Origin of the sequence: Paenibacillus sp. HW567 (assembly GCF_000374185.1) — a bacterium.
In the GTDB taxonomy this organism is placed as follows: Bacteria; Bacillota; Bacilli; order Paenibacillales; family Paenibacillaceae; genus Paenibacillus_AQ.
This window is the reverse complement of sequence record NZ_KB910518.1, coordinates 472,930-492,440: the sequence shown is the minus strand read 5'-3', so window position 1 is coordinate 492,440 and position 19,511 is coordinate 472,930. Positions and strand designations below refer to the sequence as shown.

General features: G+C 50.5%; 22 protein-coding genes. 5 read left to right on the top strand and 17 right to left on the bottom strand.

The genetic code is table 11. From position 1 onward, the window contains the following. Positions 1–348 precede the first annotated feature (348 nt). Positions 349–1,248 carry a LysR family transcriptional regulator gene (locus B212_RS0102420; RefSeq protein WP_019908719.1) on the top strand — a complete coding sequence of 300 codons (900 nt, stop codon included), beginning with the start codon at positions 349–351 and terminating at the stop codon, positions 1,246–1,248. A 123-nt stretch (positions 1,249–1,371) separates the two neighbouring features. On the opposite strand, the gene B212_RS0102415 is transcribed toward B212_RS0102420, so the two are convergent. Next, complete coding sequence (locus B212_RS0102415) at positions 1,372–2,040, bottom strand: potassium channel family protein (protein WP_019908718.1); 669 nt, start codon at positions 2,038–2,040, stop codon at positions 1,372–1,374. Positions 2,041–2,055: 15 nt separating this feature from the next. Continuing rightward, on the bottom strand, positions 2,056–3,423 hold the full coding sequence (locus B212_RS0102410) for a TrkH family potassium uptake protein (protein WP_051128152.1): 1,368 nt from the start codon (positions 3,421–3,423) through the stop codon (positions 2,056–2,058). A gap of 177 nt (positions 3,424–3,600) precedes the next feature. Here B212_RS0102410 and B212_RS0102405 point away from each other — a divergent pair, with 177 nt between their 5' ends. Further along, on the top strand, positions 3,601–5,292 hold the full coding sequence (locus B212_RS0102405) for a CPBP family intramembrane glutamic endopeptidase (RefSeq protein WP_019908716.1): 1,692 nt from the start codon (positions 3,601–3,603) through the stop codon (positions 5,290–5,292). 102 nt (positions 5,293–5,394) lie between these two features. On the opposite strand, the gene uvrC is transcribed toward B212_RS0102405, so the two are convergent. Continuing rightward, a complete protein-coding gene (gene uvrC, locus B212_RS0102400; protein ID WP_019908715.1) occupies positions 5,395–7,398 on the bottom strand; it encodes an excinuclease ABC subunit UvrC in 2,004 nt (667 codons plus the stop codon). A 173-nt stretch (positions 7,399–7,571) separates the two neighbouring features. Continuing rightward, positions 7,572–7,889: a thioredoxin gene (gene trxA, locus B212_RS0102395; protein WP_019908714.1), complete on the bottom strand. Its 318-nt coding sequence runs from the start codon at positions 7,887–7,889 to the stop codon at positions 7,572–7,574. A gap of 350 nt (positions 7,890–8,239) precedes the next feature. Here trxA and B212_RS34275 point away from each other — a divergent pair, with 350 nt between their 5' ends. After that, positions 8,240–8,395, top strand: coding sequence for a hypothetical protein (locus tag B212_RS34275; protein ID WP_019908712.1), 156 nt, complete (start codon positions 8,240–8,242; stop codon positions 8,393–8,395). Positions 8,396–8,472: 77 nt separating this feature from the next. On the opposite strand, the gene dnaI is transcribed toward B212_RS34275, so the two are convergent. The 3 genes from dnaI to B212_RS0102375 all read right to left on the bottom strand — a co-directional run bounded on the left by dnaI (position 8,473) and on the right by B212_RS0102375 (position 11,470). Next, positions 8,473–9,429, bottom strand: a complete 957-nt coding sequence (gene dnaI / locus B212_RS0102385; protein ID WP_019908711.1) for a primosomal protein DnaI — start codon at positions 9,427–9,429, stop codon at positions 8,473–8,475. Positions 9,430–9,448: 19 nt separating this feature from the next. After that, positions 9,449–10,993 (bottom strand): DnaD domain protein, encoded by a 1,545-nt coding sequence (locus B212_RS0102380; protein ID WP_019908710.1) that lies wholly within the window; start codon positions 10,991–10,993, stop codon positions 9,449–9,451. A 180-nt stretch (positions 10,994–11,173) separates the two neighbouring features. Next, positions 11,174–11,470 carry a YuiB family protein gene (locus B212_RS0102375; RefSeq protein WP_019908709.1) on the bottom strand — a complete coding sequence of 99 codons (297 nt, stop codon included), beginning with the start codon at positions 11,468–11,470 and terminating at the stop codon, positions 11,174–11,176. Positions 11,471–11,676: 206 nt separating this feature from the next. Between B212_RS0102375 and hemQ the strand changes: the two genes are divergently transcribed. Next, positions 11,677–12,432 (top strand): hydrogen peroxide-dependent heme synthase, encoded by a 756-nt coding sequence (hemQ, locus tag B212_RS0102370; RefSeq protein ID WP_019908708.1) that lies wholly within the window; start codon positions 11,677–11,679, stop codon positions 12,430–12,432. 93 nt (positions 12,433–12,525) lie between these two features. Here hemQ and B212_RS0102365 read toward each other — a convergent pair whose 3' ends face one another. Both B212_RS0102365 and B212_RS0102360 read right to left on the bottom strand, forming a co-directional pair. Beyond that, on the bottom strand, positions 12,526–12,789 hold the full coding sequence (locus B212_RS0102365; protein WP_019908707.1) for a hypothetical protein: 264 nt from the start codon (positions 12,787–12,789) through the stop codon (positions 12,526–12,528). Between the two features lies 1 nt (position 12,790). Beyond that, a complete protein-coding gene (locus tag B212_RS0102360) occupies positions 12,791–13,984 on the bottom strand; it encodes an NAD(P)/FAD-dependent oxidoreductase (RefSeq protein ID WP_019908705.1) in 1,194 nt (397 codons plus the stop codon). 324 nt (positions 13,985–14,308) lie between these two features. Between B212_RS0102360 and B212_RS0102355 the strand changes: the two genes are divergently transcribed. Then, positions 14,309–15,283 carry an NAD(P)/FAD-dependent oxidoreductase gene (locus tag B212_RS0102355; protein WP_036668776.1) on the top strand — a complete coding sequence of 325 codons (975 nt, stop codon included), beginning with the start codon at positions 14,309–14,311 and terminating at the stop codon, positions 15,281–15,283. A gap of 127 nt (positions 15,284–15,410) precedes the next feature. On the opposite strand, the gene B212_RS33600 is transcribed toward B212_RS0102355, so the two are convergent. The 8 genes from B212_RS33600 to B212_RS0102325 all read right to left on the bottom strand — a co-directional run bounded on the left by B212_RS33600 (position 15,411) and on the right by B212_RS0102325 (position 19,356). Then, a complete protein-coding gene (locus B212_RS33600; RefSeq protein ID WP_042217282.1) occupies positions 15,411–15,554 on the bottom strand; it encodes a sporulation histidine kinase inhibitor Sda in 144 nt (47 codons plus the stop codon). Positions 15,555–15,879: 325 nt separating this feature from the next. After that, complete coding sequence (locus B212_RS0102350; protein ID WP_019908703.1) at positions 15,880–16,542, bottom strand: YheC/YheD family protein; 663 nt, start codon at positions 16,540–16,542, stop codon at positions 15,880–15,882. 280 nt (positions 16,543–16,822) lie between these two features. Beyond that, positions 16,823–17,026 carry a hypothetical protein gene (locus B212_RS0102345; protein WP_019908702.1) on the bottom strand — a complete coding sequence of 68 codons (204 nt, stop codon included), beginning with the start codon at positions 17,024–17,026 and terminating at the stop codon, positions 16,823–16,825. Positions 17,027–17,049: 23 nt separating this feature from the next. Next, entirely contained in the window at positions 17,050–17,259 is a 210-nt protein-coding gene (locus tag B212_RS34270) for a hypothetical protein (RefSeq protein WP_156830054.1), read from the bottom strand. 16 nt (positions 17,260–17,275) lie between these two features. After that, the gene (locus B212_RS0102340) at positions 17,276–17,698 is read right to left on the bottom strand and encodes a macro domain-containing protein (RefSeq protein ID WP_019908700.1); all 423 of its coding nucleotides are present in this window, start codon (positions 17,696–17,698) and stop codon (positions 17,276–17,278) included. Between the two features lie 32 nt (positions 17,699–17,730). Continuing rightward, the gene (locus B212_RS0102335) at positions 17,731–18,273 is read right to left on the bottom strand and encodes a DMP19 family protein (protein WP_019908699.1); all 543 of its coding nucleotides are present in this window, start codon (positions 18,271–18,273) and stop codon (positions 17,731–17,733) included. Between the two features lie 15 nt (positions 18,274–18,288). Beyond that, the gene (locus B212_RS34895; RefSeq protein WP_019908696.1) at positions 18,289–18,912 is read right to left on the bottom strand and encodes a hypothetical protein; all 624 of its coding nucleotides are present in this window, start codon (positions 18,910–18,912) and stop codon (positions 18,289–18,291) included. A 12-nt stretch (positions 18,913–18,924) separates the two neighbouring features. After that, entirely contained in the window at positions 18,925–19,356 is a 432-nt protein-coding gene (locus B212_RS0102325; RefSeq protein WP_019908695.1) for a GNAT family N-acetyltransferase, read from the bottom strand. Positions 19,357–19,511 lie beyond the last annotated feature (155 nt).

Genomic DNA, 19,511 nt, shown 5'->3' with positions numbered 1-19,511 from the left:
GCTCCTGCAGACCGTTAAAGGTCAATTTCTGCCGCTATTCATTGTTTGCCCGGACTTTGCTCTAATATTCACAATATGTGAATATCTTGTGTCACTTTTCATGTTACTCTTTTTTCTCTTATAAGGGAATTGCAATCTAATTATTAATCGTTATACAATAAACGCATAAGAATATTTTTAATGTGATAATCATTCTCATTTATAAGGCACTAATTATATATACTGTGCTGAATCCCCTTATTAACAAAGGGTATATCATCTTCACCGCTATGCCATTTATCACTTTCATTATGACCTGCTCGAAATGGGAATGCTGTAACCATAGATTATATCAAAGGAGACTGTCCTATGTTTGACGATTTGGACATTTTTGCCGCCGTTGTGGAGCACTCCAGCCTGAACCGGGCCTCGCGCCAGCTCAATCTCTCCCAGCCCGCCCTCTCCCGCAAAATCTCCAAGCTGGAGGAACGGCTTGACGTTCCCCTGTTCAACCGTTTCGGCAAGCGGCTGGAGCTGACAGAGGCCGGACGCCTGACCTACACCTATGCGCTGGAGCAGCGGCAGCAGCGTTCCAGATTTCTGGAAGCTCTGTCCAAATTCAAGGAAGGCGAGCCTCAGCTTGTCACCCTGGGGGCCAGCCTTACCACACTCCAGACAACCCTGCCGCCGCTCGTTAACGCTTACATGGAAAAGTATCCGGCTGCCGAGCTGAAGCTGATCACCGGGAAGACGCATGAGATTGTCTCCTCGGTCAGCGAAGGCAAATCCGATGTCGGCATCATCGCCTCTGCCACCCAGGAGCCGGGCCTGCGCTGTATTCCGCTGTTCGAGGATCAGCTCCGGCTGGTTGTCTCCGAGCAGCATCCGCTAACCCTGGCCGCGAAGCTGACTATGAGCGATCTCTCCCGACTGCCGATGATCCTCTTCTCCAAAGGTACCTGGTACCGCCGCATGACCGACGAGCTGTTCCAGCGCAGCGGCGTTGATCCCGATGTGCGGATGGAGATCGACTCCTTCGAGGCCATCGTCCGGCTGCTGCCGACCATCAAGGCCGCGGCGCTGCTGCCCAAGTCCTACCTGCGTCCCGAGCTGCTGAACGGCGGGGGGCTGGTTTCGCTGCATATCAAGGAGCTGGAGCAGACCCAGCGGACCACCTGCCTGATCTATCAGAGCAGCGGCGGGCTCAGCACAGCGGCACGCTGCCTGGTGCAGGTGACAGAGGAAGTGTTCCTGCCGGGACGGGAGTAGCGGCCCTGTACAGGAGCCGTAGACAACGTGCTAAGCACATCCCCTTTTCAGATCAATCATAGTATGTAATCATCCGGGCATTTTTGAATCCGTCTATTTTTACGCCGATGGGCCTAGTAGCACCTACTCCACATTCAGCGCCTTACTCTCAAACTCCACAATGCTCTCATTCGAGCCGATGACCACCATAATGTCTCCTTGACGCACATAATCATGCGCCGTTGGAGCAACAATAATTCCCTCTTCACGGTTCAGGGCTATAATGCTGCAGCCGTATTTGGCCCGCGTGTTCAGCTCGGAGAGGCTTTTGCCGTCCATGCAGGCGGGCACGGTCAGCTCAACCACCATGTAATCCTTGGATAGCTCGATGTAATCCAGCAGGTTGGGTGTGGTCAACTGATGGGCTACACGAATGCCCATATCCCGCTCGGGGAAAATCACCCGGTCCACGCCCAGCTTGGAGAGCGCCCGCCCGTGAAGAATTGAAATCGCCTTGGCCACCACCTGCTTGACCCCCAGCTCCTTCAGGAGAATGGCCGCCAGAATGCTTCGCTCCATGTTATCGCCGATCGCCACAATGCCGCAATCGAAATTGCGCACACCCAGTGAACGCATAATGCCCTCATCCGTGGCATCCGCCATCACTGCATGCGTAAGCTGGCTGCTCATCTCATCTACCCGCTCCTCAATATGGTCAATGCCAAGCACCTCATAGCCCATAGCCATCAGTTCAAGCGCAAGGCTTGACCCGAAGCGGCCGAGACCGATTACGACAAATTGCTGATCCTTCATAATATCTGCTTCTCCTTATCCTATGATCATTTTGCCTTCGGGGAACCGGTACAATGGCTTGCCCTTCTTCGGACCAATCGCATACGCCAGCGTCAGCAGCCCAAGCCTGCCTGCGAACATCGTCAGACAGATCAGGATTTTGCCGACAGGGGTCAGCTCCGGCGTCAGCCCCATGCTTAAGCCCACAGTGGCAAAAGCGGAGGTGGTCTCAAAGAGAATCATCAGAAATGGGCGCTCTTCTGTCGTGGACAGAACCATCGACACAGAAACCACCAGCAGCAGCGCCAGCACAGCAATCGTCAGTGCCTTGAACACGCGCTCCTGCGCCAGCCGATAGCGGAACAGCACAATGTCCTCGCGGCCGCGCAGCATCGAAATCACCGCACCGACCATCAGGGTGAAGGTGGTTGTCTTGATTCCCCCGCCGGTAGACCCGGGAGAAGCACCGATAAACATCAGTATGACTATAAAAAATTGCGAGGCCTGACGAAGCCCGGCAATATCCAGTGTATTCGCCCCGGCAGTACGGGGAGTGACCGATTGAAAGAAAGCAGCCAACACTTTCCCGCCAAAGCTGAGCGGACTCAGCGTACGGGAATTGCTGAATTCAAAAATAAAAATGACCACGGTTCCGAGCACAATAAGCGCAGCGGTCATCGACAGAACCACCTTGCTGTGCAGCGACAGCCTGCGCGAGCGGCGGTATTCCATGAGATCCGACATCACAATGAACCCGATGCCGCCGGAAACGATGAGGAACATAACCACAATGTTTACCACAGGATCACTGACATATCCGGTCAGACTCCGGTACCCGCCAAAGATATCAAATCCTGCATTGTTGAACATGGATACCGCATGGAATATCCCGAAGTAGAGCGCACGGCCAAAAGGCATATCAAATGCCCAGCGGATCGCAAGCACCGCAGCCGCAGCCGCTTCGATAACGAGTGAGTAGATCAGAACCTTACGGATTAGGCGCACTATGCCTTCCATAGAGCCTTGATTCATCGCTTCCTGAAGGATCAGCCGGTCACGCAGCGAAATTTTGCGTTTGAATACCAGTGCGAATAAGGTAGCCATCGTCATAAAACCAAGGCCGCCGACTTGAATAAGCAGAAGAATAACAACTTGTCCGAACGTGCTGAAATACGTCCCTGTGTCCACCACAACAAGCCCGGTCACACAGGTCGCTGAGGTTGCCGTGAACAGTGCATCAATAAATTTTAGCGAATGCCCCGATGCACTAGATACGGGAAGCATCAGCAGCAGGGTTCCGGTCAGAATGACGGCGGCAAAGCCGAGGACCAGAATCTGGGGCGGAGCCAGCTTCAGAAATCGGAATCTAGTATTCTTGGGAATCGGTGAAGCCAAACCTCTCATCCTCTCGTGTGCAGCCCTATAACCATACAAATTATAATTGGTATTGCCCGAGCAAAACAAGCATAAGCCCGGCCCGATTAACGTAAAAGGATAATACGGAAATTTTTTGTATCTGCACAGCCAGTAATACTATAATGGAAAATAACAGGATTATTTCATCACACAAGGAGGCGTTTCATGAATTCCGTCGGCCAGCCCCTACAGCAGCGGCCCCTTTCCACCAGGCTCATCCTTGCAGGTATTATCGGTCTTATTGTGTTCATTATGTTCCAGATCGCTCCCCAGCTCGTTTCAGGTGGAGATACCGCAGCCATCAGCAAGAGTGAAGCCCGTGAGAAAGCCGCCGCATTCGCAGATCAGCAGCTTGGCCATCAAGAGACCGCTCAGGAGAAGTGGTCCATCAGTTACCGGTCGGATTCTTCTTTCTACGGCTATATGTCCCGGGAGAAGCTTCTGGATCAATACTCCAAAAAAAAGCTCGATCAGCGTTACCCGTTTGATGTCTTTCATGCCGTGCTTTATACTTCCGGTGAAGCAATCCCTATCCTGTCGGTTGATCTGAATATGAACACCGGCAAGGTCGTGGGCTTTGGACGCGGAGTGGACTCAAGCCTAAGCGTGGAAGCCAAGAAGAACTCTGCCAGTCTTTCCGCTGTATCCGGTGCCGCCGGCGCAGCAAGCGAGCCTGATCTGTCGCTGGAGCAGAAGGAGAACCTCGCCCGTCCGTGGCTGCAACTGTGGGGAGCCAATCCTGCCAAGCTGCAAATCCAGGCGGACACTGAAGGTTACGGACTGGTCTATACCGACAGCTCGGTCAAGGTTGGAGAATCGCTGCTGCAATATCATTTCAAATTCCAGCAGGATGATGTCTCTTATTTCCGGGCCGGCTTCACCGCTCCGGCCTGGCATGTCAGCTACGTTGAAGATCAGACCTCGCTAGCCACATGGCTGACCGGACTCGGCTATGGTCTGCCAACGCTGGCGCTGGGTATCTTGGCGCTGATCTATAGTATTTTGCGCAGAGGACATACCTCCTTCAAACGGGGGATCTTCCTCAGCTCAGTACACTTCGTAATCATGATGGTCAGCTCCTACAATGTGATTTCGGAGACCGGCGGAGACAGCCTGGAGAGCCGCATCACCAGCGTGGTCATGCTCATCTTCTATTTCATCTATAGTCTGCTGATGTCCTCCATGCTCTACTTCTCGCTGGTTGGAGGCAACGGCCTCTGGCGCAAGGAGGAAGGGCTGAACCCTTGGCCGCGCGCCAAGGAGCCGGGATACGGCAAATATGTGTTGGACAGCATGCGTGCCGGCTATATCTGGGCTTTTATTCTGCTTGGCGTGCAGACACTCATGTTCATCATTCTGTCGTTTACGCTGCATAACTGGTCCACCACCGACGCCAGCCAATCTCCCTATAACATGAGATATGCCTGGCTGCTGCCTATTGTCGCCTGGCTTGCCGGCTTGTCCGAGGAGGCCATTTACCGCCTGTTCGGTATCCGTATGGTCAAAAAAATGGTGCGCAGCACCTTCCTGGCCTCCCTGATCACCACGCTGATCTGGGCCTTCGGCCATACGCTGTATCCGATCTACCCGATCAGCTCGCGTCCGATTGAGCTGACCGTAATCGGCCTCCTGTTCAGTTATATTTTCCTGCGCTACGGCTTTATCGCCACCATGTTCAGCCACGTCGTATTTGACAGCATCCTGATGGGCGCTACGCTGATCTTCATGAAGGAGCCTATCAATATCGGCGCTGGGATCGTGACCATCGTCCTGCCGTTTGTGGTAGGTTATATCGTGTACCTGTTCAATCCTCCGCGCAAGCCGGAGCAAGTTGAGCCGGTCCCTCCCATAACATAAAAGCAAGCAGCAAGTAAAAACGGCTGAGCTCCTTATCCAAGGAACGCTCAGCCGTTGCTGTGTTTATATGTCCGTCAGCCCTGGCTTCCGGCAACCATTCGCTTATGATGACGGTTCTTCGTCCTTCAGCGCCTCCAGAATCTGACCCGCCAGCTTCTCGCCGATAGACAGCGGACGGAAATCCTCAATGGACGCTTCTTTAATTTTCTTCAGTGATCCAAAATGCTTCAGCAGCAGCTTCCGGCGTTTCTCGCCAATGCCCGGAATGGAGTCCAGCTTCGAGGTCACCATAGATTTGCCGCGCTGCTCGCGGTGGAACGTAATCGCAAAACGGTGAACCTCATCCTGAATGCGCTGCAGCAGGTAGAATTCCTGGCTGTCCCGCGCAAGCAACATCGGTTCGGCTGAATCACCGACCAGCAGTTGGGCGGTTCTGTGCTTGTCATCCTTGACCAGACCGCAGACCGGAATGTACAACCCCAGCTCATTCTGCAAAATATCAATGGCCGAGGAGATTTGTCCCTTCCCGCCATCGACTACAATCAGATCGGGCAGCGGCAGATTTTCCTTCAGCACCCGTTCATAACGCCGCCGGATCACCTCGCGCATTGTTTCATAATCATCCGGCCCCTGCACAGTGCGGACCTTGTATTTGCGGTATTCCTTGCGTGCAGGCTTGCCGTCTATGAAGACAACCATCGCGGATACCGGGTTGGTCCCCTGAATGTTCGAGTTGTCAAAAGCCTCAATCCGGCTGAGCGAAGGGAGCCCCAGGCTCTGGCCGAGGCTGCTTGCTGCGCCGGAGGTACGCTCTTCGTCGCGTTCGATGAGCCGGAACTTCTCGTCCAGCGCGACCCGGCCGTTCTGGCAGGCCATGCCGACCATCTGCTTCTTCAGCCCGCGCTGCGGCACAAGCACCTTGACGCCCAGCCATTCCTGCAGGGCAGCCGCGCCTCCGGCCGCATCGACGGTTCCTTCTGCGGCAGGCTCAGCCACCGCAGCCTCACTAGACTCACCTGCCGGCTCCGCCGCATCCCCTGGCACCGCAGCCTCACCCGCCTCCCCAGCCAGCTCTGCCGCAGTGCCGTCCGCCTTTTCAGCGCCGGACTCCTCAGCTCCGCCGCTCACTGCCATTTGCGGCTTGCCTGATTTATCGGTTCCTTCAAGCACCGTATCCGGCAGCAGAATTTCCTGCGGCAGCGCCGGATTATCGCTGTAGTACTGCGTCACGTAAGAAATGAAATCGCTGTATGCCTCTCCGTAGAAAGGGAATACGGAGGAGTGCCGCTGAATCATTTTCCCCTGCCGCATGTACAAAATCTGCACACACATCCAGCCCTTATCCACGGCATAGCCGAACACATCGCGGTCTCTGGTATCGGTAGTATTAATCTTCTGCTTCTCCATCAAAGCGTCAATGTGAATGATCTGGTCGCGCAGCTCCTTGGCCCGCTCGAAATACAGCTCCTCCGCGGCCTCCTGCATCTTTTGCCGCAGATCCTTTTTAACTGCCTCATGCCCGCCTCCAAGAAATCCGGAGATACTCTGCGTGATTTCCTCATAAGCGGATTTTGGCACTTCCTTCTCACAGGGGGCCAGACATTGCCCGATGTGATAATACAGGCAGACCTCCTTGGGCATCACACCGCATTTGCGCAGCGGATACATCCGGTCAAGCAGCTTCTTGGTCTGTTGGGCCGCGTAGCCATTCGGATACGGACCGAAATATTTGGCTTTATCCTTAAGCACCCGGCGCGTAACCTCCAGGCGCGGGTGCGCTTCGTTCGTGATTTTAATATATGGAAACGTCTTGTCGTCCTTCAAAAGCACGTTGTAGCGCGGCATATGCTTCTTGATCAGATTGCACTCCAGAATGAGCGCTTCCATATTACTGGATGTAACGATATATTCAAAATCGGCAATGTTGGCAACAAGCCGCTGGGTTTTCCCATTATGACTGCCTGTAAAATAAGAGCGGACCCGGTTCTTCAGCACCTTGGCCTTGCCCACATAAATAATGGTGCCCTCTTCGTTCTTCATCAGATAACACCCGGGCAGGTCGGGCAGCAGCGCCAGCTTGTTGCGGATATTCTCCATATGATCCATGATTTCTCCCCCACCTATACTACACCTTGATAAGCTAAGTTTATAAGATAAAGCTCCCCAGGTTCAACTCCTAAAATCCGCCGGCACTCCTTGTGTTCGACGCACAAAGCGCCTCCGGTTAATCCGAAGGCGCTTTGGCGGCGGGGCAGATGCCCCGGGGAAGACAGCACATTTTATTGGTGTTTTGCTACGATATTCTTCAGGGAATCCTTGGAGTTCAGACCTACAACTTTATCAACCGGCTGTCCGTCTTTGAAGAAGATCAGCGTAGGAATGCTCATTACGCCAAAACGGGAAGCAGTTTCCGGATTCTCATCCACATTCAATTTAGCAATTTTTACATCGTCTCCCAGCTCAGTGGACAATTCCTCCAAGATAGGGGCAAGCATTTTGCAAGGGCCGCACCAAGGTGCCCAGAAATCTACTACTACAGTCCCTTGACCTTCCACTTCGTTGCCGAAGGATTGGTCAGACACGTTCACGATAGCCATGATATTGTTCCTCCTTTAGGTTGTACGAAGCCATATCCGCTTCTATAACAGTTAAGTCTAGTGTGGCGAATTCACTCCGAAATTATATTGGAATAAATTGTTTCATGTAATATGATAACCAGATTATCATTTACCGACACACCCACAGTATAACATATTTACAATGACTTTGTGTAATGTTTTATAAAATTTAATTGTATAAAATCAATTAATTCAGCAGCACTTTCTTCTTCACAACGTATCACGGAGTTCGCATACTTGAAGAAAGCGCATTAATTGTCAATGACTTCTCTCACACATCTAACTGTAACCCACTTATTGCAGTCCTGCAACTGCAAGGAGGAAAAAAGATGGATGCCAACGCGCAAGCACGGGACCCCAGAGAACCTGTCAACGAGGAGCCCCGCAATGATCCGGGCGATGTAATGACCGGTTTTTCCGGAATGACGGGGGTTATGACAGCGGTTTTTTTCGGGATGGTTAATATTAAGCTTTTATCGGAGTAAAGTATGTTCGATTTGCATAAAATCCGGCGCTTCCATAAGGAAGACACCGGATTTTTGCTGTTTCCCAGTCCGCTAAGCTATCTGCCTGTTCCCCGCTGATTCTCCCCATGCAAAGGAATGACCTCTACAAACGGGGCTATCCGGTCCATCAGCCGCTTCCCCTTGTAGACCTCTTCGCCGTCCTTGCTCGTGAAGCTGAGATGCTTCTCCAGACCGTCCAGCGGATAGTTGGAGGTGTAGAAGGTTGGCTTGCGGTTCATACGGTAGTTGAGGATCGCTCCCAGTACATGATCGCGGGCCCACGGATTCAGATTCTCCGCACCGATATCGTCAAAAATCAGCAAATCGCAATTTTTCAGCGTATCGACGGTTTCCTTCAGCTTCTGGGCATCCATCATGATCGACTTAAGATCCTCAATGAAATCCGGCATGTACACAATTACGCCGCTGTGCCCGGCTACCGCCAGCTCGTGGAGCAGATAGCACATCAGGAAGGTTTTGCCCGTTCCAAAGCTGCCATGCAGATAAATTCCCCGGGCGCTCAGTCCCTCTTCCTTGACTCCGGTAATATAATCAAATATTTGGTTCACGGCAGATACCCGTCGGGGGTCCTTACCCATAATATCAATCTCGTCATAACCGCCGTTCAGTACCCGTTCATCCACATAGAAGCTGCGGATGCGCTTGCGGATGCTGTCCTGATTATCCTGAGCGACCTTAAGCTTGCAGGCGGTCTTGCGTTCATATAGATCGGCTGTACCGTTCACCGTCTCCACCGTAAGCTTGCTGTAATGTCCCGGGAAGTCATTCGGACAATTCTCAAGACCCGGACAGCTCGCGCAGTGGCGGCTCTCTTCCACATATTGGTACAGACGGCTTAAGTGAAGCTTCAGCCGCGACTCGTCCAGCTCAGGATGCTCCGCCTGAAGCTGCTTCACCAAAGGGTGGTTCAGCAGGTTCTGCTCAAGATCACGGGAACGCTGGCGCAGCGTGGAATTGTTCATTGAACGCAGCACTTCACCCATAGATTCCATAGCTGCACCTCGCTTTCATTTACGGCGTTTTGGATACGCCCTTTTTCTTGCTGGCCTTGATATCAGCCGCCTTCCTCATCGCTGCCGCGAACTCCTCATCCGATACGGTTCCGGCGCTGCCGTCATCCAGCACAATTGGAATCTCCGGCTTGGCGGACCGCCCCCCGCTCTTGGTGTAAGAACGCTGGCGGGCCCCGGTTGAACCGGCAGCCCCGGATGCTGTCCCCTTACCCTTGACCTTGGTCTGGTCACGGATATAACGCACGGCCTTCTCGTAAGTATTCACCTGCTTCACCAGCATATTGCTGGCAATGGCCTCGACGAAATTACGGTTCATCCGCTGATCGCCGCCCGAAGCCACCATGGTCATCACATAGTGGATCAGCACATTGATGACCTCTCCGCTCAGCTTATAGTTAAGATCAATCTTCTCGAAGGTATCCATTAATTGGGATGGCACTGAACCAGGAAAGAACGTCTGCAGCAGCCGTGTATAAGGCTCATTGCGCAGCATCATATTATATTGGTGAATATCGCACTTGGACAAAAATTGCGGAGGTACCTCCACATAATACTCCATCTCGACGGATTGCTCCGGCGGAGCAATCGAATCATCGCCTTCCTCAGCAGACGCCGAGCGCAGGGAGATCACCTTGGCTGCGGCGATTTCCCGCTTCTCCTGGCGCTTCAGGTCCTGGCGGAAATGCTGGCTCGCCTTGTATTGCAGCGCATCCAGAATCACTTCGCCATCCGGGGTGAACACCCCGTCCTCATCCAGCAGGCGGGACAGGTCCTGGGGACTGAGCTCATATTTGTGGGCCACGTAATTGATCAGCCCCATCTGGGTATGGTCAAAGCGCAGCTTCTCAACATGAACCCGGTTGACGGACTCGCGCGGAAAGCGCAGGATGATATCGCTGTATCCAATGGCTGGTTCTCCGGCTTCACGCATACCGGGCTGCCGTACCGAAGCTACCTCGGCCAGCGCCTGCTCCAGCTCATAATCAATCACGTGCGTATTGAGTTGAAAAATATCGTAAAAGGGCAGGGAAATATTCTCTTTACCGATGGACCGGCGGCTCCACTCCTCCGGTTCCCGGTTCCAGAACTGCTCGCGCAGCGACAACACGGCAAATTTGCCGATCTTGTCCCGCAGCAGCAGCGTTAAATGCTGGGTTGCAAAAAAATCAGCCGGCGACAACGGCGGCAGCAGCTCATATTCGTACATATAATCATCGGTTTCCGCCACATAAATGCGGCAGGTCTGCATAAGCCCCACCGCCTCCAGCCGGGAAGCCTGATCCACCAAATATTTACGGCCTTTTTCATTCGGTTCTACACCCAGTGTCATGAACAGCCGGCGCTGCTGCTCTACCGGAGAGTAGCCGATGGCTTCAGCCGGAATATGCTCGAACAGCAGCCGGTACAGGCTGACGGCAAAAGCGCCGACCATCGGCTGATACACCGAGCTCAGCATACGTCCATCCACACTGCTTAGACCGAATTCGCGGGAAACGCAGTACCGATGATGTTCGGTGAAATGATGCAGGTGACTCATGCGCATCTGCGGATTACCTCCCTCTTTTTCTACACGAATCCGTATAGATTTCTATTCTATCACAAAACACCCGGCCGGAAATGTAAAAAAAAGTCCAAATATATCCTATCAAAATGTAGAAAAACGGCCTCGCCAGCCTCTAACAAGGGCAGCAGCCGTTTGCGGGTATGTATTGCAATGCTTCGCTTAGAACATTGTGTAGCCGCCCAGCCGCAGCTTCTGAATCGTCCAGCCGCTGAGCACCGCGCCGGCAAGTCCGGCAATTCCGGTGAGATAGTCCACCACATGAAAGGTTGACAGATGCTTCCAGAGAGTCATAGTACTCTGATCCCAAATGGAATATACGATAACAGGCAAAATCACGATTACGAACAGATAGGCGGGGAACCAGGTAGTCTTCATTAGCATGTTAAGAATAAAACCAATGCCGAACATCATAACAAAGAACAAAACGGCCAGTACAAACACAGGAATAAATCCCATCTTACCGCCATCCCCTCTCTCTATAAAGAACCGCACAGCAACCCTTTTGTAATTGTAAGTTTACTAGAAAAAATGTAACGAAGCAATGAACATTAGCGTCCTGCAAAAGCCAATTGCTGCGAAATACCGCGTCAGCGTTTGATCTTGGCCTCCCGCATGCGCTACAATGCAAATAGATCATTTGGAACTTTACGAGGAGTGAGAACATGAACGAAGCCGCGTTGACGCTGGAAGGCTGGTATGCCCTGCATGACTTCCGCTCTCTGAACTGGACGGCCTGGACGGCCGCCGATGATGAAGAACGCGCCGTTGCCCTGGAAGAGCTGCATGCCTTTATGGAGGAATGGGGACCGGTGGAGGAGGCCAAGGAAGGAAGCTCCACAGTGTATTCCATTGTCGGCCAGAAGGCTGATTTCGTGATGATGTTTCTGCGGGAAAGCCTGGAAGCGCTGAATGCGCTTGAGACTGCCTTCAACAAAATCGCCTTTGCCCAATATACCACCAAGTCCTATTCCTATGTCAGTATCGTTGAGCTCAGTAATTATGCTGCAGGAGGAAACGCCGACGGCAGCGATCCGATGCTGAATCCGCATGTTGCTGCCCGGCTTAAGCCCATCCTACCGCAAGCGAAGCATATCTGCTTCTACCCGATGAACAAGAAACGCGAGCTTGCCGACAACTGGTACATGCTGGATATGGAGAAGCGCCGCGAGCTGATGCATTCGCACGGATTAATCGGACGCGGGTATGCCGGAAAAGTGAAGCAGATTATCACCGGCTCTGTCGGCTTCGATGACTGGGAATGGGGAGTAACCCTGTTCGCCGAAGATGCGCTCCAGTTCAAGAAGCTCGTATACGAAATGCGTTTTGACGAAGTGAGCGCCCGCTACGGCGAATTTGGCCCCTTCTATGTCGGCAACCTTCTGACTCCCGAAACGTTTGAGGACATGCTGAAGCTGTAAGATTGTCTCTAACTAATCGCAAAAGGGTGTGCCTCCTTCATGGAGACACACCCTTTAATCATGCAGCCAAGATGACGGAGCTTGCCACCGTCTTTATTCGTTGTCCTCTTCGCTGTCTGCATCCTCATCCTGCAAGCTCTCCAGATATTTCGCTGTCGCCCGGTCACGGGCCCGGCTCTTATCCTTCAGGCGTTCAATCGCCGGGAGAATGAGAATGTCGATTTCCTTCTGCACAGTGTAAGCGAGGTCGTAGCGGCTCTGATCCTCCAGATAAGAACCCACCTCAATCAGACCATTATATCTATCCAGCTCTTCACGCGTCAGCAGTCCGCGTACTTGCACGCTACAGTGGCGCATCTTAGAGGAATCTTCCTTTTTTGAGCACCAGCGGAATGCCGCCGATAATGAACAAATAACGCATATCCACAACCTTTTTCAGTTGCGCCGCTGTCCAGCCCTTGTATTTCTTGTCACCGACCACGGCGATGCCCTGGCCTTTGCCAAGCGAAGCTACAGTTCCCTTGTTGCTGAAGGCGAACTTCTTCGGCTGCTGGCTGCGGATGGCTGCCACAAGATTATGCGCACAGCACTCGCCCTGCTGCATCGCAATTTGCGCTGTCGGCGGATAAGGGCGTCCTTCGGGATTAATCATCAGGGAGCCGTCGCCGATAATAAAGATATTCTCATGTCCCGGCGCACGCAAGTACTCGTCCACCTTCACGCGTCCGCGCATCGCTTCGAAGCCGGCGGCTTCAATCAGACGGTTACCGCGGATTCCGCCGGTCCAGACGATGGTCGAGGCTTTGATCTCTTCGCCTGTTGCGAGGATAACACCGCCCGGCAGGCATTCCTTGATTGCTACGCCGATCTTGAAGGTTATGCCCTTCTTCGTGAGCACAGTCATTGCATGCTCCACCAGCTCCGGGGCAAATCCCGGCAGCGCTGTAGGTGCGGCCTCCACATTGTAGACATTAACCATGCTTGGATCAACATCATATTCCTTGCACAGAGCCGGGATGCGGTCCGCCAGCTCGGCCACAAATTCAATGCCGCTGAAGCCAGCGCCACCCACAACGAAATTGATATGCTCTTGTGCATTATTCTCATTCTTGTATTTGGCAAATTGATATTCGATATGCTCGCGGATCAGACGCACAGAATTTATGCTGCGGATCGTCAGCGCATATTTGTCGAGTCCCGGAATTCCGAACGTTTCCGGCTCGCCGCCGAGGGCGATTACGAGATAGTCATAGGAAAGCGTGCCATCCTCCAGAATGACTTTTTTCTGCTGGGTGCGAATTTCCTGTACGGAAGATTTTACGAGATCAATTTTGAATTCATCAATTAATTTAGAAATAGATACGCGCGAATGCTCAATGCTATCCGTTCCCGCAGCAGGCATATGAAGATGGGTTGTAAAATAGTGATACTCATGACGGTTTACGAGTGTCACATCCGCTTCATTGTAGTTCAAAGCTTTCTGCAGCCGCTGCGCGGTCAAAATACCTCCATATCCCGCGCCTAGAATAACGATTTTGGGAATACTGCTCATGTTCCGGCTCCTTCCAACAGGTGAATCTGTCTATGTGTTATTTTTTGTCAAAAATTTCAGGTTCTTTTGTGAATTTATACACTTAAATTCAGAAGAATTTCCAATAAAACTTAAAGGATTTCTAAAATAACCATATCCATTGTAAACCTTAGTATCGTTTTAATCAAATATAATCATACAACAAAAAGCCACAATTTTCGGGGCAAATCAAGCCTTTGCAGGTCGGTCCCACAATGTTTATAATGAGTAAGTAAACCAGTATGGCAATTTGAAACTATCAACTCGGAGGTGTAATATTTCGTGACACTAGAGCAATCCGTTCCTATGAGCGATCTTCTAATCATAGGCGGGGGCCCAGCCGGTATGTTTGCCGCTTTTTACGGCGGGATGCGCCAGGCATCGGTAACCCTTATTGAAAGTATGCCCCAATTGGGAGGGCAGCTTGCTGCTCTTTATCCTGAAAAATATATTTACGACGTGGCCGGTTTTCCCAAAGTAACTGCCCAAGAGTTGGTAAATAACCTTTCCCGGCAGATGGAAATGTTTCAGTCCAATATCCGTCTGGAAGAGAAGGTCGTCTCGCTTACCAAGCAGGACGAGCGCCATTTCATCGTCACTACCGATAAGGCGGAATATCACAGCAGAGCGGTAATCATTACCGCAGGCGTAGGCGCCTTTGAACCACGTCGTCTGGAGCTTCCGGAAGCAGCACGTTTTGAGAAAGCAAACCTGCATTATTTCGTAAGTGATTTGAACGCATTCAAAGGCAAGAAGGTACTGATCAGCGGCGGCGGCGACTCCGCAGTAGACTGGGCGCTAATGCTGGAGCCGATCGCCGAGCAGGTAACTCTGATTCACCGCCGCGATAAATTCCGCGCACATGAGCACAGCGTAGAGAATCTGATGGCCTCCAAGGTAAACGTAGTTACCCCTTCAGAGATCACCGAGCTGCATGGCGAAGAGTTCATCACCAAGGTCACCCTATCCAACATCAAAACCAAAGAAACGCAGGAGATTGAAGTAGACAGCGTAATCGTCAATTTCGGCTTCGTGTCCTCCCTTGGGCCGATTGCGGAATGGGGGATTGAGATCGAGAACAACTCGATTCCGGTCGACTCCCGTATGGAAACAAGCATCCCGGGAATCTTCGCTGCCGGGGATATTACAACCTATCCGGGCAAGCTGAAGCTAATTGCTGTTGGGTTCGGAGAAGCTCCTACTGCTGTGAATAATGCCAAGGTATACATTGATCCTGAGGCAAAGCTGTCCCCGGGACATAGCAGCAACCTCAAGCTTTAATCTCCCCTACTTGAGTACAATAAAAGGGTATCCTTTCAGGTTGATAGCATTTCAACTTGAAAAGATACCCTATTTTGTGCCGCGTGCGGTTTGAATGATTGTGCTGCTGAAAGGTATGCTCCGAGCTTTAATGAAGAACCGCATGTACTGGAGAGTGTAAGTTCCGTTTGCGAATTTCAGCGAGCAGCAGAGCGATGAAATCATGCTCTAATTGCAGCTCTATTGCTCTATGGTAAGAGTCCAAGAGCATTTCATCCGACAATTCAACCATAACGTTCACCTACCTTTCCTTTATTTGGATCTGAATCTATCATAGCAAACTATTATTTTTCGAACAAGCGTTCTCATTATCCACAGCCAATTGTGGAGATCCTGTGCATAATATGTTAGTAAAGCCTCTGGAGTCATTAACTGCATAGTGGAATATGGGGATAACAGTTATACACAGGAGCCATACCCTATGAATTGCGGCGATAATTTTTTTAAAATGTTCATAATTACGTGGAATTCCTTCCATACATTCCCTTACAATCACACAACTAATCGCAATTCTATCTCATTACTCTATTTATCGTCAATTCTTAAAAATTATTTAATTATTTCGGTCTCGTATTCACTTCCAAAATCCAGATTTTTCCGCGGTGATCCACGGCATAGTCGAATCCAAGCTCACCAACTCCAGGAAAATGCCGCTCCATCAGTTCTATGCAGATTAAGGTCAGCCGGCGCATCTCCGCTTTTTTGGCTGATGCACTCACCTTGGGCAATGATTTTCGCAGCCCTTGGCGGCAGCTTAACATCGTCCCCCCCTTGCACAGGTTGGTTACGAACAGTCCCGGTCTTGCCAGTCTTCCCACCATCGCACGGAATACCCAGTGATCTCCTTCCTTCGCCACTTTTACCCGGTAATCCAGCGGACGCCCAGAAATCCGGGCCAGAGAAATACCCTGTTGGATTAAATATTTCCGTTTGACCTTGAATCTGTCCAAGGCATGTCTCATGGATGAGAAATCACGAAAAGTCCGTGTGCTATGCATATACGTGAAGCCATACCCGCGGCTATCCCGAAATACTTTGATCACCCCGTAGCCGCCACCGCCTACCACAGGCTTGATTACAACATTACTGTATCTCCCCAGCATCGTTAATAATCCGGCAGCACTATATTCCATCGTTCTCGGAATGTAACCGGCAACCCGTGGATCACTAAGCAGCGCCTGAGTTTTCAGCCACTTGCTGGCCAGTTGTCTTCCTGCCATCTTCCTCCCTCTCCTTTCTAATTCCCAGCCTACTCTATACATTACTCAGAAAAGGTCACGCCCTCCTGTATGATTGTCCGTGTAAGCGGGAACGAACGGCAAAAAAGGGCATATGGCAGCAGAGCCTTATGTCCTGGAGCATCGAATATGGAAGACTCGGGGTTGCCGCAGAATCTGACAAGCCCACTACACGGCAATCGACAGCAACCGCCAGGGCAAGGACAAGCGCGGATGATGTCGGAATCTCTGAATTACTAATATAATCTATGAATTAGCTTGTTTATTGGATATTGAAGCTTTTGATGATTTTGTCATATTCTTTGAAGTCACTTTCTTTAAATCTGGTTTTATCAATGAAAAAGTTAATAGTCACAAAATCTGAATCCTTATGAATAATTGCCAGCTTGCCTACGTTTTCACTATTTTTATAGTCAAATACTTTTGCATCAACATTGTTAATTTGGGTATCTACTTCTTTGGTCACTGTAAGATACCTATACTCATTCTTTAATAGGCTCTTCGAATAATCATCCAATTCACACTATCATATTTCAGGGTTGAATTTAGTCCAAAAAAATCAGTCATACTTTTGACCGACAAATAAAGCGAACCTTCATATTTTAATGCTTTTACAGAGTCAGCCTGCTGTCCGTTTAATCCATAACCACGATTCCAATCTTCTTTTTCATTTCGCCTACCTCCGGATTTTATTAACATACATATCCTCAAATAGCTATAATCGGCAGACAACAATATTCACATCGGTATCGTTAAACTCTGCGGCGATGATCTCTCTAACTTTTCCCCACTGCAGTTTGTCTAAGCCGCAACCAATTTCAGGCATTGCAAGGTGAGTAACCGACTCCTGGATGCAGACATCTTTCATTGATCTCAGGGCCAACGTCAGAGTCTCATAAGTAGGCTTCTGCCAATATTTCGGCTTGGTAATCAAGTTGAGCACGCGGCCGACCTTATAACATTTTCCTACAACCAGCTCCTTCCTGCCTGCTGCATCCTGAAGTGAAGAGAGCTTGAATTTTTTCCGGAATTGCACGGCGATCCCCGCCCCCATTTTGGCATCGGCCGAAATACAGTGAGCCAGCAGGTAGTTCTCCGGCATTGAGAACAAGTCCTTTTTTATTTCTTGCATTTCCATAGATGCTCACTCCATCTTCTGTATTTTGCTGATTATTCGCTATATTTCTTAAGCTCTTCATCCACAAGCAGCCTGTTCTGCGACAAATACTCGACCAAGTTATCAAAAATATTACGGTCAGATGTGTTCAAATACAGCCCGTCCGCCACTCTCAGTATTCCATCCAGCACTTCTGCATTCAGTATGTACCGGTCTCGAAAGCTGCTGATTTCATGAAGGGCAGGGGTCTTTTGCCGCTGAGGACGGTTTGCTTCAAGCTGCTGCTTGATATGCTCCAGTATTCTTGCATCTTCGGCTGCGCCTATATGCTTCAAGGCCTCTATGGTTTCCGCCAAATATCTCCCTGATGGATTCTCAAGAAAACCAAGAATGCCATTCATCGTTAATTCAGTGTCCATATCTATCAGCAGCAAAATATCCCGCAGAAATCCCGGTGATTCCAGCACAGCCTCTCTGGCAGCCACATTATCCGGCTCATAAATGGTACTGCATATCGAATCAACAATCTCTTCGGCGGAGAGGTCTTTGTATTCACTTGGCAGACATTTTAACAAATTTGCTTTTTGGTTATTCATTGTGGTTCCTCCTGATTAATGTCCAAACAAAGTAAAATCGGGAAAATGCTCTTTCCAATATTCTTTCATTGTTAAAAGCACTCCGTTTTTCTCCGCCTCAGTCAACCCTGCCAAGCTGAAATCCGCCCCGCACCAATAGGCATAATTCACGAAAATGTGCTGCCAATGCTCCTTAATCTCAGCATGGAAATCCATAGCATTGAATTCAAGAATGTTTTTCCAAATTAAGAATTGTTCCAGGGAATCCAGGCCCTCAAAAACAGGCGCCTCCGGGATTAGCCCGACATAACCGGTACCATAGTAAACATCAACAACCCGTATGGGGCCGACCAGATGATGATTGAATTCATCCATTTCCTCTGCGGGTATCCACAATTCCTTGTGATGGCTCGCCCCTACTACTTGTTCGGCAAAGTGATCTATGTAAGGACTAGAAACAGCAAATTCCGTCACAAATCCAACATAACCGGAAAATGCATCTTTGGTGTTCCATTCTCTCGCAATTTGATCTGCATACGGTTTGTTCAGCACCGGGTAAAAGATCGGCTGCTCCGGTAATCTTGGCGGAAAGCCGCAGAGCTTCAGATCAAGCATCAACTTCATTTCCGCAAGACCGACAGGCCGGTATAGAGTTTTCATGTGTTCCTCCTTTTAGTATAGTTTTTTCGACAGTACGACTTCCTCATCCCTGCTATAGCCAATCTTCTCATAGGTCTGGATGGCAGGATCATTCCTTGATCCGGTCAGGATTTTAACGTTCCGAACACCCCTGGCCCGCAGCTCCGCTTCCAGAAAAGCTACTATTAAAGTTGCGCCCCCGCATCTTCGCGCTTTCTCCCGCACATACATTTCAGTAATCTCGCCATACCCGTCGCCATAACAAAAAGATTTGAAGTACTGTGCGCAAGCAAACCCCACCGGGAAGCCTCCCCTTACTCCTAATGCAACAAGCTCTGTAGACGAAGCCAAACTTTCTTGTACCTCATCGGTTCTCATCAGGACTCCGTTGAACTCATAATTGAGATTGGCCAGAGCTTCGGCATCCGCTTCCGTCGCCAATCTTACTTCAATTCCATCGTTCACCTTGTTCACCTCTTAGAGACTTCAATTCAACCCTGCCACTTCATATCAGTATATCAGCCTCACTAAATACTGGAAACCAGCAGCAGAAAAAAGGACCTTCCAGGTATACCTGAAAGATCCTTATTTATTGCCTATATAATAGGAAAGAATTTCTG